General features: G+C 68.6%; 14 protein-coding genes. 7 read left to right on the top strand and 7 right to left on the bottom strand.

Features of this window, described 5'->3' with window-relative positions; translation table 11 throughout:
• Nucleotides 1–9 precede the first annotated feature (9 nt).
• Entirely contained in the window at nt 10–1,566 is a 1,557-nt protein-coding gene (locus tag L687_RS22900; RefSeq protein ID WP_021198118.1) for an amino acid permease, read from the bottom strand.
• A gap of 317 nt (nt 1,567–1,883) precedes the next feature.
• Between L687_RS22900 and L687_RS22895 the strand changes: the two genes are divergently transcribed.
• Together L687_RS22895 and L687_RS22890 are read left to right on the top strand one after the other, a co-directional pair.
• Entirely contained in the window at nt 1,884–2,906 is a 1,023-nt protein-coding gene (locus L687_RS22895) for a TerC family protein (protein WP_021198117.1), read from the top strand.
• A 94-nt stretch (nt 2,907–3,000) separates the two neighbouring features.
• Nucleotides 3,001–4,281 carry a hemolysin family protein gene (locus L687_RS22890; protein ID WP_021198116.1) on the top strand — a complete coding sequence of 427 codons (1,281 nt, stop codon included), beginning with the start codon at nt 3,001–3,003 and terminating at the stop codon, nt 4,279–4,281.
• Between the two features lie 106 nt (nt 4,282–4,387).
• Here L687_RS22890 and L687_RS22885 read toward each other — a convergent pair whose 3' ends face one another.
• From L687_RS22885 to L687_RS22865, 5 genes are all read right to left on the bottom strand, one after another.
• Nucleotides 4,388–5,293 carry an arginase family protein gene (locus L687_RS22885; RefSeq protein ID WP_021198115.1) on the bottom strand — a complete coding sequence of 302 codons (906 nt, stop codon included), beginning with the start codon at nt 5,291–5,293 and terminating at the stop codon, nt 4,388–4,390.
• 40 nt (nt 5,294–5,333) lie between these two features.
• Nucleotides 5,334–6,254, bottom strand: a complete 921-nt coding sequence (locus L687_RS22880) for an SDR family NAD(P)-dependent oxidoreductase (protein WP_021198114.1) — start codon at nt 6,252–6,254, stop codon at nt 5,334–5,336.
• 32 nt (nt 6,255–6,286) lie between these two features.
• On the bottom strand, nt 6,287–6,970 hold the full coding sequence (locus L687_RS22875) for a cation transporter (RefSeq protein ID WP_021198113.1): 684 nt from the start codon (nt 6,968–6,970) through the stop codon (nt 6,287–6,289).
• Entirely contained in the window at nt 6,970–7,305 is a 336-nt protein-coding gene (locus tag L687_RS22870) for an ArsR/SmtB family transcription factor (protein ID WP_021198112.1), read from the bottom strand. Before L687_RS22870 ends, L687_RS22875 begins: the two co-directional genes overlap by 1 nt.
• 64 nt (nt 7,306–7,369) lie before the next feature.
• Nucleotides 7,370–7,918 (bottom strand): hypothetical protein, encoded by a 549-nt coding sequence (locus tag L687_RS22865; protein WP_021198111.1) that lies wholly within the window; start codon nt 7,916–7,918, stop codon nt 7,370–7,372.
• 155 nt (nt 7,919–8,073) lie between these two features.
• Between L687_RS22865 and L687_RS22860 the strand changes: the two genes are divergently transcribed.
• From L687_RS22860 to erm, 3 genes are all read left to right on the top strand, one after another.
• Nucleotides 8,074–9,276 carry a sensor histidine kinase gene (locus tag L687_RS22860; protein WP_021198110.1) on the top strand — a complete coding sequence of 401 codons (1,203 nt, stop codon included), beginning with the start codon at nt 8,074–8,076 and terminating at the stop codon, nt 9,274–9,276.
• The gene (locus L687_RS22855) at nt 9,273–9,875 is read left to right on the top strand and encodes a response regulator transcription factor (RefSeq protein WP_021198109.1); all 603 of its coding nucleotides are present in this window, start codon (nt 9,273–9,275) and stop codon (nt 9,873–9,875) included. Before L687_RS22860 ends, L687_RS22855 begins: the two co-directional genes overlap by 4 nt.
• Nucleotides 9,876–10,099: 224 nt before the next feature.
• Complete coding sequence (erm, locus tag L687_RS22850) at nt 10,100–10,864, top strand: 23S ribosomal RNA methyltransferase Erm (RefSeq protein ID WP_021198108.1); 765 nt, start codon at nt 10,100–10,102, stop codon at nt 10,862–10,864.
• 57 nt (nt 10,865–10,921) lie between these two features.
• On the opposite strand, the gene L687_RS22845 is transcribed toward erm, so the two are convergent.
• Complete coding sequence (locus L687_RS22845) at nt 10,922–11,734, bottom strand: alpha/beta fold hydrolase (RefSeq protein ID WP_021198107.1); 813 nt, start codon at nt 11,732–11,734, stop codon at nt 10,922–10,924.
• A gap of 151 nt (nt 11,735–11,885) precedes the next feature.
• Here L687_RS22845 and L687_RS22840 point away from each other — a divergent pair, with 151 nt between their 5' ends.
• Together L687_RS22840 and thrC are read left to right on the top strand one after the other, a co-directional pair.
• Nucleotides 11,886–12,392 carry a methylated-DNA--[protein]-cysteine S-methyltransferase gene (locus L687_RS22840; protein ID WP_021198106.1) on the top strand — a complete coding sequence of 169 codons (507 nt, stop codon included), beginning with the start codon at nt 11,886–11,888 and terminating at the stop codon, nt 12,390–12,392.
• Between the two features lie 119 nt (nt 12,393–12,511).
• A complete protein-coding gene (gene thrC, locus L687_RS22835) occupies nt 12,512–13,915 on the top strand; it encodes a threonine synthase (protein WP_021198105.1) in 1,404 nt (467 codons plus the stop codon).
• Nucleotides 13,916–14,043: the final 128 nt, after the last annotated feature.

The raw sequence follows: 14,043 nt of genomic DNA, 5'->3' as shown, positions 1-14,043 counted from the left end.
GCAGCTCGCTCAGGCCGAGTCGGACGTCTCCGTCGGTTCAGGCGTGAAGTTCGCACCCCGTCGCAGCGCCTGAACCTCGCTGATCCTTCGCCGGGCGAGGAACCAGCCGCCGATCAGTGCGGGGACGATGACGATCAGCGTGCCAACGGTCCAGGTTCCGGTGGGGTAGTCGAACGCCATGAGGACGATCACCGACGCCAGGAAGGCGAGGGTGAGGTAGGACGTGAACGGCGCCCCGAACAGTCGGAACGACGGCCGCACGATGCGTCCCTGCAACGCCCAGGAGCGGAGGCGCAGTTGGCACAGGATGATCGTCGCCCACGCGGCGATGATGCCCAGCGCCGACATGTTCAGCACGATCTCGAAGGCGTCGTCGGGAACCGCGAGATTGAGCAGGACCCCGATCAGGGCGAACCCTGCGGTGAAGAGGATTCCGGCGACCGGGACACCACGCCTGCTCATCAGCCCGGCGACCTTCGGGGCCGCACCGGAGGCGGCGAGGGAATGGAAGACGCGGCCGGTCGAGTACAGGCCTGCGTTGAGCCCGGAGATCGCGGCGGTGATCACGACGAAGTTCATGGCGCTCCCGGCGATCGCCCCGATCTCCGGGCCGCTGATGTGGGTGAAGAAGGTCACGAAAGGACTCTCCCCGGCTCGGTAGACCGTATACGGGAGCAGGAGTGCGAGCAGGAGCACCGACCCCACGTAGAAGACGCCGATCCGCAGGATCACGGAGTTGACGGCTCGAGGTACGAGCTTGGCCGGATTCTCGGTCTCGCCGGCAGCTGTACCGATCAGTTCGATCGAGGCGTAGGCGAACACGACGCCCTGCATGACGATGACCGCGGGAAGCACGCCTTCGGGACTGAAGCCTCCGTTCTCGCTGAGCATCTGCAATCCCGTCGGTCCCTGATCTGTCTCCCAGCCCGCGGCGAGGACCACGATGCCGATGAGGAGGAAGGCGACGAGAGCGGCGACCTTGATGATCGAGAACCAGAACTCCATCTCGCCGAACAGGCGGACCGAGACGAGGTTGAGTCCGACCACCACCACCAGCGCGACCAGGGCGAGCAGCCACTGGGGCACGACGTCGAACGCCGACCAGTAATGCACGTACAGTGCGACGGCCGTCGAGTCGACGATCGCGACCATGCCCCAATTCAGCAGGTAGAGCCACCCTGCGGCGAAGGCCAGCTTCTCGCCGTAGAACTCGCGAGCGTAGGAGATGAACGATCCGGATGACGGCCGGTGGAGCACCAGCTCGCCGAGCGCTCGGAGGATGAAGAACGCGAAGACACCGCAGATCAGGTAGGAGACAGCGAGCAGGGGGCCGGCCGTGTGCAGTCGTCCCCCCGCTCCCATGAAGAGGCCGGTGCCGATCGCTCCGCCGATGGCGATCATCTGCAGATGCCGCGCCTTGAGAGAGGTGTGATACCCGGTCTGCTCGTGTGCGAAGTCCTGGACCGACGTCGACACGTCGCCGAGCCTCTCGCGGTCGTTCTCGAGATCAGGGGCCCGGTCTCGGGCGCCCGGCTTCTCGGCGGCATCATCGCTGGCGTGCGGCATCGCGGCTCCTGTCTGGTCGGGTGACGCTCCGCAGCATCGGACGCGACCGAAAAGGGATAGACGGGTAATACGTGAAATGTTACTGATTCACGCGTCGAAACCCGATATGCCGTTCTCTCTCGGGGCGTGACGTTATCGGCAGATCCACAGGAAGAGCAAAGGGTCTTCTCCTAATCTGAAGACACCCAAGGGGAGTACTCCGACACGGTGGGGTCGTCATTACGGATGCACGTCGCATCCCGGGCCACCGGTTCCATGTTCCATGGAATGGAGAAGACTTTGGCGGTACTGTCGTACCCCGAGTCTGGAGTCCGCATTTGGATATCACCCCTCTGATCTGGATCATCACGATCGCGGTCACGATCGCCTTCTTCGTCTACGAGTTCTTCGCTCACGTGCGCACACCGCACGAGCCGACGATCGCGGAATCGGCGCGCTGGTCGATCTTCTACATCAGCCTCGCGCTGCTGTTCGGTGTGGGTATCGGCGTCTTCTCCGGGTGGACGTTCGGCGGCGAGTACTTCGCCGGATACCTCACCGAGAAGGCCCTGTCGATCGACAACCTGTTCGTCTTCCTCATCGTGATGACGGGTTTCGCCGTGCCGAAGAAGTACCAGCAGAAGGTGCTGATGATCGGCATCGTGATCGCGTTGATCCTGCGCGGCATCTTCATCGCCGTCGGCGCGACGCTCATCGAGAACTTCTCGTGGATCTTCTACCTGTTCGGCGCTCTGCTGTTGGTGCTCGCCTACCGTCAGGCGTTCAGCAACCACGAGAGCAACCCCGCGAACGGGCGCTTCATGACGTTCGTCCGTCGGCACCTGCCCGTCAGCGACGAGTACAACGGCGACCGGCTCACGGTCGTGAAGAACGGCAAGCGCTTCGTCACGCCGATGCTCCTCACCATCATCGCGATCGGCTTCATCGACCTGGTGTTCGCGGTCGACTCGATCCCCGCCATCTACGGCCTGACCGACCAGGCCTACATCGTCTTCACGGCGAACGCCTTCGCGCTCATGGGACTGCGACAGCTGTACTTCCTCATCGGCGGTCTGCTCGAGCGCCTCGTCTACCTGGCGCAGGGACTCGCCGTCATCCTCGGATTCATCGGCGTCAAGCTGGTCCTGCACGCTCTGCACGTCAACGAGCTGCCGTTCATCAACGGCGGCCAGGGCGTCGAGTGGGCGCCGGAGATCCCGATCTGGTTCTCGCTGCTGTTCATCGGCGCGACCATCGCGGTCGCCACGGTGGCGAGCCTCATCAAGACGCGCCGTGCACCGGGCGACACCTCCCACGACATCTCATCCGCCGACACCACCACCAAGAAGGAGCACTCTTGAGCGCGCAGCGCTGTTCTGACTCTTCGGATTCTGACAGTACGAGCGCCCGGTTCGTCCCGGGCGCTCACCCCACCACAGACGAGGCGGCCCGTTGATGGGCGACCTGCTCTGGAACATCGCCCTCGTCTTCGCGTTCGTGCTGATCGGCGGTGTCTTCGCTGCGACGGAGATGGCGCTGGTCACGCTGCGCGAAAGCCAGATCAATGCGATCGGCCAACGAGGGCGGCGCGGTGCGAAGGTCGCCGCCCTCGCCCGCAACCCCAACACGTTCCTCTCGGCGGTGCAGATCGGTGTGACCGTGGCCGGGTTCGCCTCGGCGGCATACGGAGCGACATCGATCGCGCCGTCGCTGGCGCCGGTGCTCGAGTCATGGGGTCTCGCCCCCGCTCTCGCCCTCACCGTCGCGACCCTCGTGCTCACGCTGGTGATCGCCTACCTGTCGCTGGTGCTCGGCGAACTCGTGCCCAAGCGTCTGGCGATCCAGAGAAATGCCCAGTTCGCCTACGCGGTCGCGCCTGCCCTCAACGGGTTCGCGACGGTCATGCGGCCGGTGATCTGGCTGCTCTCGGTCTCGACGAACGCCCTCGTCCGAGTGCTCGGGGGAGATCCGCACAAGACGAGCGACGAGATGACCGACGAGGAGGTGCGCGACATCGTGGCGAGCCATCAGGGGCTGCCCGATGACGAACGGCGCATCCTCGATGATGTGCTCTCCCTCCGTGGGCGCCAGGTCAGCGAGGTCATGCGACCGCGCCCCGAGGTCGTCGCCCTCGATGAGGCCGCGAGCGTCGGCGAGGTGATGGCGCAGGTGCGCGACCTTCCCTTCTCGCGTTACCCGGTCTCGGAGACCTCGATCGACGACATCACCGGATTCGTGCACGTGCGTGATCTGTTCGAGGCCGCATCCGACGACCCGGAGCGTCCGCTGAGCGCGCTGATGCGCGACATTCCCTACATCCCCTCGACTGCGCGCGTGCTGCCGACTCTGACCCGCATGCGGGCGGAGGGCCACCACATCGCGGTGGTCGTCGACGAGTACGGCGGCACGGACGGTCTGGTCACCCTGGAAGACCTCGTGGAGGAAGTCGTCGGCGAGATCTTCGATGAGTACGACGCCGAGGTGTTCATCTCTGCGGACGACGGCATCGACGGACGCCTCAACCTGCAGGACTTCGAGGAGGCGACGGGGCTGGCGATGCCGCGCGGTTCATCCGACACCATCGCGGGTTTCGTGACCGAGCAGCTCGGGCGTCTCGCGGTCGTCGGTGACGTCGTGGAGGTGCCCGGAGCCACGATCCAGGTCGCAGAGGTGGACCGCCGACGCATCGCCCGCGTGCGGGTCATGACCGAACCCGTCGTCGAGCCGGAGGCGTGAGTCCAGGCGGTGGCTCTGACGAGTCCGGGCGTCACGAGCCCGGCCGTCAGGAGTCCGGCCGTCAGGAGCCCGGCCGTCAGAGGCGCCGATGTCAGAGGCGCCGACGTCAGGGGCGCCGCACCCGAGTGCCCAGTTCGCCGAGGCCCGCTGTGAGCACCTCGACGAGCAAGCGTGCGTAGCGCCCATCCGGGTCGAGGTCGGGATCGAAGACCGTAATGGAGGCGCCGATCGCGCGAGGCGCGAGTTCCCGCAGCAGTGCGGTGAGTTCCGCCGCGCTGATTCCGCCGGCATCGGGGCTGTCGACCGCGGGCATGATGGTCGGGTCGAGCACGTCGACGTCGAGTTGGAGCCAGTACGCGGGACCGGCGACGGCGGCGCTCTCTGCACCCACGCGAGCGGCTCCGAGAGAGGTGACATCGGCGGCGGGCGTGACGCTGCCGAGGATGCCACGTACCTCGTCCTGATCCTCATCGTCGGCGCGGTGACCGATGTGCGCGGTGTGCGCGGACGGGAAGTAGGGCGCGAGCCCGTCGATGTCGGCGATCGACGGCCAGTGTGCGCCGACCGCGGCGGCGAGGGCCTCCCCGGCCACGCTCGCGCATTCGTCGCTGTTGCCCGGGTGGCGGAAGTCGGTATGGCCGTCGATGTGCACGAGGCCGACACCGCCGCGGCGTGCGGTCGCGAGACCCGCTCCGAGGAGGATCGCGCAGTCGCCGCCGATCACAAGGGGAGCCTCGCCGCGGTCGATGGCCGCGCCGATGCGCGTGGCGAGGCGCTGGGAGTGGTCGATCATCGCGCTCTCGTTGCGCACGCGGCCGGCCGGCCGGGTGTCGTCGTCATCGACGTAGCGGCCGGCGAGGACGACGCCGGAGTCGGAGGCACCGCGTTCGACGAAGCGCGCGAAGAGGCCGGCATCGCGTAGCGCTTCCGGCGCCTTCGCCGCGCCCGGCACGCTCCCGCGCTCCGGCGGGCGCAGGCCGAGGTTCGACGGGGCAGAGAGCAGTGTGATCATGGGCTCATCCTGCCGCGGGGGTCGGACATAGCGGCCCGGATCATGTCGGGAAACGCACCCCGGTGAGGCGCTCTGCCGCGGTCCACAGCTGCGCCCCGACCGCGGCGGAGCGCACGTCGTCCGATGCGGTCACCCGTGTCGGCGTTCCGCGGAACTCGAGCAGTCCGCCCGGACCCCAGTAGTCGCCGTCGACGACCTCCGAGGCGGTCGCGGCATGCACGATCGGGAGGGCCCCGCCGTCCTTGCCCTGCACGAGTGCTCGGGTCGGGGAGGCCACGGCACGGACGAAGCCGGAGACCTCGGCGAGGCCCAGTCGTGGGGGAGTGAGGGGATCGACCGCATAGCCCGGGTGTGCGCAGACCGCCGCGCGAGAGGAACCCGACCAGCGTCGCGCGAGCTCGAAGGCGAAGGCCATCAACGATGCCTTCGACCTTCCGTACTGTCGAAGCGAGGAGCCGCTCCACGGTGCGTCGAGGCTGGCGGCATCGAGGGCGGCGGCATCGAGGTGTGCGAATCGGTGCGCGATCGATCCGACGGCGACCACGCGGGCATCCGGGGCGAGGAGGGGCTCGAGCTGGGCCACGAGTGCGAAATGACCGAGGAAGTTCGTGCCCACCATGAGGTCGAGGCCGTCGCTCGTGCGCGCCGAGCGGTCGGCCGCCTTCACCCCCGCGTTGCAGATGACCGCATCGAGTCGCTCGCCCACCCCCGTTGCGGCCAGGGCGATGCTGTCGAGGGAGCCGAGGTCGAGCCCCCGCACGCGCAGGTCGGCAGCCGGAACCCGGCTTCGGATCGCGGCGACCGCGGTCTGCGCACGTTCGGGGGAGCGGCAGCCCAACAGCACGCGTGCGCCCCGGGCGGCGAGCTGTTCGGCGCACCAGTATCCGATGCCGGCGTTCGCGCCGGTGACCAGCACTGTGCGTCCGCGCAGGTCTGCGGGCGGGAGGGGAGCGGCATCCATCTCCCCAACCTAGGCGTTGTGCGCGTCAGTGGTCAGTCGTCGTGGTGGTGGTGGTGGTGGTCGTGGTCGTGCGCGTCCTCGTCGTCGAGGAGCATCCCCACCGAGGTCGCGCAGGCATCGCCCTTCCACGCCTCGATGCCCTCGCGCACCGCGAAGGCGGCGATCACGAGACCGGCGACGGCATCCGCCCACCACCATCCGAGCAGCGAGTTGGCGATCAGCCCGATCAGCACGGCGGCGGAGAGATAGGTGCAGATGAGCGTCTGCTTCGAGTCCGCGACGGCGGTGGCCGATCCGAGTTCCTTGCCCGCACGTCGTTCCGCGAGGGACAGGAAGGGCATGACGGCGACGCTGACCGCGGTCAGGACGATACCGATCGTGCTGTGCTCGGGCCGCTCGGTCGTGACGAGCGCGGCCACGGAGGTGGCTGTCACGTAGAGCGCGAGCGCGAAGAAGGCGACGGCGATCACCCGCAGGGTCGGCTTCTCCCAGCGCTCCGGATCGCGGCGGGTGAACTGCCAGGCGACGGCGGCCGCGGACAGCACCTCGATCGTCGAGTCCAGCCCGAAGCCGATGAGCGCGGCGGATGAGGCGACGGAGCCGGCGGCGATCGCGATGACCGCCTCGATCAGGTTGTAGCCGATCGTGATGCCGACGATCAGGCGGATGCGGCGGTGGAGGGTGTCGCGGCGCGCCGCGGTTGCCGTGGCGGTCATCAGCAGGTGCAGCCTTCGCCCGAGCAGCAGTCCGGCTCGACGATGAGGGTGACCCGCATGAGCATGTCGAGGGCCGGAGCGAGGTGGCGATCCGCGAGTCGGTAGCTGCTGCGGCGTCCCTCCGGAACGCTCTCGACGAGCCCGCATCCGCGGAGACAGGCGAGGTGGTTCGACATCGCCTGCCGCGAGACGCCGAGGACGTCCGCGAGGTCGGCGGGGTAGCGCGGTGCTTCGCGCAGCGCCAGCAGGACGCCGGCGCGGGTGGAGTCCGACAGCGCATGCCCGAGGCGGGCGACGGCGGCCGTGTGGGTGAGGGAGGCCAGAGCAGTGGTCACGCCACTACTGTACAGAAAATCCTGAATTCAAGAACACCTGAATTCAGGATCTTCTGTGAGGGTCTCAGCGGATCGCGTACACCGCGCTTCCGACGATGACGGCCACGACGGTGGTCCAGCCGATGATGGCCAGAGCCTGCCAGAAGAGGATGCGCGCCCTGCCGATGCCGGAAGCCGCGAGCATGGTCGCGGTGAACTGCGTCGGCAGCAGGAGCGGTCCGAGCAGGCTGACCCCGGGAACGCCGTAGCGCTCGAACGCACGCTGGAACTTCTCGCGACGCGCGGTGCCGCGGCCCGTCTCGGCCGCATCCGCGGCCGGCTCGTCGATCGTGCCGCCGCCGGCACCGGCGAGCGCCGCGGTCTTGGCGCGCGAACGGTTCACGACGGCCTGTCGGGCTCCGGAGCTGACGAGCACCACCACCAGGACGCAGAGGAAGTTGCCCACGATCGCGGCGATCGCGGCGATCACCGGAGAGATGCCGCCGATGATGCCGATGCTCACCGCCCCTTCGCCCTCGATGAAGGGGATCGCGCCGGCGAGGGCGACGATGAGCGGCTGCACGAGCTCGGGGACCTGGGCGACCAGGTTCTGGAAGGTCTCGATGAGGTTCAAGGGATGCTCCCGGTTGTCGGTGCGAACGGAGTCTCCGCCGCGATGACTCCAGTCCAGCCGAGTGCTCCGTTCGGCGGCAGTGTCGGCCCGTCATCGCTTCCCGGGCGGATCGCACGACGCATCCGTGACAACTGTCACGGCCCTATCGTGGGAGCGTGAGCAGCCGCGTCGAGCCCCTCGCCCCCGTCGAACCGAGTCCGGGGGCGAGACAACTGTCTCGCGGTATCACGGCGACGTGGTGGTACACCGTGACCGCCGTGATGTTCCTCCAGGTGATGCTGGTCTTCGCGTGGACGGGCATCCTCGCCGCGCAAGGTCAGAACGGTCCGCTGATCCTCGTGGTCGCCGTCGGCGGCCTGGTGTGGTGCGCATCGACGGCGTTGCTCCTGTTCGACTACCGCCACCGTGTCGACGCGGTGCCGGGATTCCGCTGGAGGCGCATCGCCGTCCCCCTGCTCATCGCCGTCGCGTACGGCACCGTCGCCGGGACGCTTGCCGGGAGCTGGCAGCTCGCGGCGATGCCGATCGTCCAGTCGGTGGTGCTCCTGAACTGGCCGCGAGGCATCCGCATCCGCGTCGTCGTGGCGGGAACGCTGCTCCTGCTGGTGCTGGCCGCCGTCGACTCCTCCGCTCACGCCTTCGGTGCGGTGCTCGCGTGGTGGGTGGCCGTGATCTACACCGCACTCTTCCCCGTGATGACCGTGAGCTCGTTGTGGTGGTGGGATGTGCTCGTCACCCTCGACCGCGCCCGCACCTCGGAGGCGAAGCTCGCCGCGACCCAGGAGCGGCTGCGGGTCGCGACCGACGTGCACGACCTGCAGGGTCACCATCTCCAGGTCATCGCGCTGCAGCTCGAACTCGCCGAGCGTCTCCTGCCGAGCGATCCGGATGCCGGCATGGAGCAGCTGCGCGCCGCGCGGGTCAGCGTCGACGAGGCGCGTCAGGGGACCAGGGACCTCGCGACGCGCTTCCGCTCGGTGCCTCTCGGCGATGAACTCGCCAACGCCCGCGACCTGCTGACCGCGGCCGGGCTCGAGGTGGACGCCGCCATCGGTGCGGATGCCGACTCCGCACCGGCATCGGCCCTCGGCCCGGTCATCCGTGAGACGACGACCAACGTGCTGCGCCATGGCGGCGGGGAACGCGCACGCCTCGTGCTCACGCGCGTCGCGGGCACGTGGCGATACGAGATCGCCAACGACGTCGTGCCCGGCGCGGTCGACGAGCATGACGGGTCCGGATTGGACGGCGTCCGTCGGCGCGTCGAAGAGGTCGACGGCACGCTCGACGTGCGTCGGGACGCGGACGAGTTCGTGGTGGTCGTGACGGTCCCGGCGCGGTCGGAGGAGACACGATGATCCGTGTGCTGATCGCCGACGATGAGGCGATGATCCGCTCCGCGCTCGCAGCCCTCCTCCGGCTGGAAGACGATATCGAGGTCATCGCCGAGTGCGAGGACGGCGAGCAGGCGGTCGTCGAGGCTCTGCGACTTCAGCCCGATGTATGCCTGCTGGACCTCGAGATGCCCGGGCTCGACGGCGTGCAGGTGGCCGAGAAGCTGCACAGGGCGATCGCGACGCGGTGCGTGGTCGTCACCCGTCACGCGCGTCCAGGCGTGCTGCGCCGTGCCCTGGCCTCCGGTGTCTCCGGCTTCCTGCCGAAGTCCCGTGGGGCCGACGAGGTCGCCGCCGTCATCCGCCGGGTCGCGGCGGGGGCTCGCTACGTCGATCCCGAGATCGCCGCCGATGCCCTGAGCGACGAGCGCTCACCGCTGACGGACCGTGAACTCGACGTGCTGCGTGCCGGTCGGCGTGGGGAGACGACGGGGCAGATCGCACGATCGCTCGCTCTCGCCCCGGGGACGGTGCGCAACCACATCTCCGTCATCCTCGGAAAGCTCGCGGTCGGCACCCGTCAGCAGGCAGTTCTCGTCGCCGAGGAGCGCGGCTGGATCTGACGGCCGATATGCTGATGCGCATGGGAACGATATGCGCAGCGCCCGTGATGGGGCGCAACCTCGTGTTCCGCGACCGCCGCGCCTGACGGCGCGCTCGCTCATCGCACGCATCTGCGCGCCGTCCACCGAGATGTCATCGCACCTCGGGACGGGCAGTCCTCAGCGACGCCTCTTCGCGTCCTCCCTCCTCCGAGGTGCTCCGATTCTTCTTCTGGAGCGCACTCATGCCTCGTTCGATCCATGGTGGCCGTCACGAACTCGGCCAGAACTTCCTCACCCATCGTCCGACCCTCACCCGCATCTCCGGCCTCGTCCGCCGGACGTCCGGTTCGATCCTGGAGCTCGGCTGCGGTGACGGCGCCCTGACCCGCGCTCTCGCACAGCTGGGCAGGCCGCTCACCGCGATCGACATCGACGAGCACCGCGTGCACCGACTGCGCGCGACGCTGCCCGGCATCCGTATCGAGATCGCCGACGCCACACGTCATCCGCTCGATGCCGAGGTAGTCGTCGGCAACATCCCCTTCCACGTGACGACGCCGATCCTGCGACGGCTGCTCTCCCGAGGCCGCTGGAACGAGGCGGTGCTGCTCACGCAGTGGGAGGTGGCGCGCAAGCGGGCAGGCGTCGGCGGTGGCACCATGATGACCGCGCAATCGGCGCCGTGGTTCGAGTTCTCCCTCGAGGGGCGGGTGCCGGCGTGGGGCTTCGCACCGCAGCCGAGTGTGGACGGCGGCCTCCTCGCGATCACCCGACGTGGTTCTCCGCTCGTCCCTGTCTCCGATCGGCGAGCGTACGAGGAGTTCGTTCGGTTGATGTTCACGGGGCGGGGAGGCAGTCTGCCCGCCGTCGTCGCGGGTGCGGCGCGGATCCCGATGTCTCGAGCACGACGCGTGGTGGCGGCTGCCGGGGTGACCGGCCGGAGTCTTCCTCGTGATCTGCATCCGGAGCACTGGGCCGCGCTCTGGCGCCAGGTCTCGCGGGAATGACGCGCTGAGGCCGTCGAGCGCTGAAGGGGCTCGACGGCCTCGTCCGTCACGTCGTCCTCAGTGCGCGAGGACCTCGCGCAGGCGGGCCGCGAATTCCGCAGGGTGATCGACGAATCCCGTGTGGTCGCCGGGGAAACGGGTCGGCTCGATGCCGAGCTGTGCACCGAGTGCCGTCGTCGTGCGCTCGCAGAGCTGGTCGACCGACTCCTCGCCGATACCCAGGACGAGGTCGTCCGCCCGTGCCCGCAGAGTCTCGACGTCGGGCTCCCAGCGCACGCTGGCCGGCAGCTCGTGCTGGAACCAGAACTGCTCGTCCTCCTGATGCTGCGGATCGACCTCGCCGCCGAACCACTGGACGAGCATCTCCTCCGGCATCGGGATGTTCGCCTGCGCGAAGAACAGCCGCCAGGCGCCGACGCGGTCGCCCGAGAGGGCTGCCGCGGTGAGCTCGTCGGTGAGACGACGCTGCTCGACGCGGTCGGGGAGCAGCTCGAGCAGCGGGGGTTCGTGGGCGATGACCGTGGACGCGAGGTCTCCATGCGATTGCACGAGCGCCAGGCTGGTCACCGCGCCGCCGCTCGATCCGAAGACGACCGCCGGCCCGCGATCGACGTGGGCGATGAGTGCCGCGAGATCGTCGGCGCGCTGCTGGGGGCTCGAACCCCGGGAACGGTCGTGGAGGATGCTCCGCTTGGCGCCGCGCGGGTCGGATGTGAGCACCGTGTGATCGGTCGCGAGTTCGACGGCGAACGGGGCGAAGGCATCGGCGTCCATGGGGGCGCCGATCAGGACGAGGAGCGGTCCTTCACCGCGGAGTTCGTAGTGGAGACGGACGTCGGGCAGGTCGAGCGCAGCCGTGGTGGTGCTCATGTGGTGCTCCTTGTCATCGAGGTGGCGTTCCCGTGTTCTGCGGTTTCGGTAGGTCCAGGTTCGCCCCCCGATGCGTCCTGGCGCCATACCCGTCCGCAGAGTGCCGCGGACGATCGCTGTCGCTGTCGCTGTCGAGAGGTACCCTCGACGCATGCCCGCCTTCGCAACGCTCGCGACCTCGGTCGGCGTCATCGGCGTCGTCAGCGACGGTGCGGCGATCACCCGCGTCGCGTGGCGATCGACTCCGCCCGAAGGGAGCCTGGCGCCGTCGGACCCCACCTCCGATCCGCTGCTCGCCGAGGCGCTCGCCCAGCTCGCCGCGTACTTCGCGGGCACCCTGCATCGCTTCGACGTCCCCGTCGATCTCGGGGATCAGACGGTCGCGACGCGGGCGGTCCTCACGGTGCTGCACGAGACGGTCGGCCACGGTGAGACGATCACCTACGGTGGACTCGCCGCGCGCAGCGGCACAGATGTGCCGGCCCGGGGGATCGGGTCGATCATGGGGGCGAACCCCGTCCCGCTGATCGTGCCCTGCCACCGGGTCGTCGCGGGCGATGGGCTCGGCGGGTACTCGGGCGGCGATGAGGGACACGGGCTCGAGACCAAGCGCTGGCTGCTGGAACACGAGGGTGCGTTGCCGACCTCTCTGTTCTGAGCGGCTCTGTTCTGAGCGGCTCTCTTCTGAGCGGAAGCCGCCTCTCGTGTCATCGCGTCATCGCGGACGGGAACACCCTGCGAGAATGGACGGGCCGAGTCCCGAGCCGAGGAGCCAACGTGCAGTTCATCTCCACCCGCGGCGGCATGCAGCCGCAGTCGTTCAGCGAGACGCTGTTGGAGGGCCTCGCGCCCGACGGCGGACTGGCGGTGCCCGAGGTCATGCCGACCGTCGACGGCGAGACGCTCGAGCGCTGGCGCGCGCTGACGTACCCGCAGCTGGCGACCGAGGTGCTCGGTCTGTTCGCGACCGACATCCCCCGCGCAGACCTGGCGCGCATGACGGATGCGGCCTACGCCGACTTCCCCGACGGCGTGGTGCCGCTGCGGGTGATCGATGACGAGCTCACCCTGGTCGGGCTCTCCGAAGGCCCGACGCTCGCGTTCAAGGACATGGCCATGCAGTTCCTCGGCCAGGTGCTCGAGTACACGCTGGAGCGCAACGACTCCGTGCTCAACATCCTCGGCGCCACTTCGGGAGACACCGGATCCGCGGCAGAGCACGCGCTGCGCGGCAAGGAGCGCGTCGCGGTGTTCATGCTGTCGCCGCAGGGACGCATGAGCGCGTTCCAGCGGGCGCAGATGTTCTCGCTCGACGATGCGAATGTGCACAACATCGCGGTCGATGGTGTCTTCGACGACTGCCAGAACCTCGTGAAGAAGCTCGCAGGAGACCTCGACTTCAAGCGCTCGCAGCACTTGGGGGCCGTGAACTCCATCAATCTGGCGCGCATCACGGCGCAGACCGTCTACTACTTCTGGGCGTGGCTGCGGGCGACGGACGCCGGTGGCTGGACCGAGCTGTCGTTCACGGTGCCCTCCGGGAACTTCGGCAACATCCTCTCTGGGTTCTTCGCGAAGCAGATGGGACTGCCGATCCGGCGCCTCGTGCTGGCGGCGAACGAGAACAACGTGCTGGACGAGTTCTTCCGCACCGGCGTCTACCGGCCGCGCAGTGCGGCCCAGACCCTCGCGACCTCGAGCCCTTCGATGGACATCTCCAAGGCGTCGAACCTCGAGCGGTTCATCTTCGAGCTGGTCGGTCGCGACCCGGCCCGCGTCGTCGGCGCCTGGGACGACCTCGAGGCGCAGGGCCACTTCGACTTCTCCGCCGAGCAGGAGCGCTTCCTGGAGGAGTTCGGCATCGTCAGCGGTACCTCGACGCACGAGGATCGACTGGCGACCATCCGCGCGGTGTACGAGACGACCGGTGAGGTCATCGACCCGCACACGGCGGACGGCGTCAAGGTCGCACGCGAGTACGTCGAGCCCGGTGTGCCGATGCTCGTGCTCGAGACGGCCAAGCCGGAGAAGTTCGCCGAGACGATCCATGAGGCCATCGGTGTGGAGCTCGGCTACGCGCCGGAGCTGCAGGAGATGCTCGACGCGCCTCAGCACGTGACCGAGATGGGTGACGACGAGCACGCGCTCCGCGCCTTCATCGAGACCAACGCGCTGCACTGACCTTCGACCTCGACCCGCGAGGTGGTCGAGACCACGCCTCGAGCCGAGACCCACCCCTGGCGATGTCCGCAGGGGTGGGTCTCGTCGTCGGTCGTGATGTACCGGCGGCCGTGGACGGAGCGAGTGGT

It is taken from the genome of Microbacterium maritypicum MF109 (genome assembly GCF_000455825.1).
Lineage (GTDB): Bacteria > Actinomycetota > Actinomycetes > Actinomycetales > Microbacteriaceae > Microbacterium > Microbacterium maritypicum_A.
This window is presented reverse-complemented; position numbering and strand designations above follow the sequence as displayed.

Bases quoted from the DNA above. Each gene is read 5' to 3' on its own strand.
- L687_RS22880 (WP_021198114.1), bottom strand. From the start codon at position 6,254: ATGGATGCCGCTCCCCTCCCGCCCGCAGACCTGCGCGGACGCACAGTG.
- L687_RS22900 (WP_021198118.1), bottom strand. From the start codon at position 1,566: ATGCCGCACGCCAGCGATGATGCCGCCGAGAAGCCGGGCGCCCGAGAC.
- L687_RS22890 (WP_021198116.1), top strand. From the start codon at position 3,001: ATGGGCGACCTGCTCTGGAACATCGCCCTCGTCTTCGCGTTCGTGCTG.
- erm (WP_021198108.1), top strand. From the start codon at position 10,100: ATGCCTCGTTCGATCCATGGTGGCCGTCACGAACTCGGCCAGAACTTC.
- L687_RS22840 (WP_021198106.1), top strand. From the start codon at position 11,886: ATGCCCGCCTTCGCAACGCTCGCGACCTCGGTCGGCGTCATCGGCGTC.
- L687_RS22855 (WP_021198109.1), top strand. From the start codon at position 9,273: ATGATCCGTGTGCTGATCGCCGACGATGAGGCGATGATCCGCTCCGCG.
- L687_RS22845 (WP_021198107.1), bottom strand. From the start codon at position 11,734: ATGAGCACCACCACGGCTGCGCTCGACCTGCCCGACGTCCGTCTCCAC.
- L687_RS22885 (WP_021198115.1), bottom strand. From the start codon at position 5,293: ATGATCACACTGCTCTCTGCCCCGTCGAACCTCGGCCTGCGCCCGCCG.
- L687_RS22875 (WP_021198113.1), bottom strand. From the start codon at position 6,970: ATGACCGCCACGGCAACCGCGGCGCGCCGCGACACCCTCCACCGCCGC.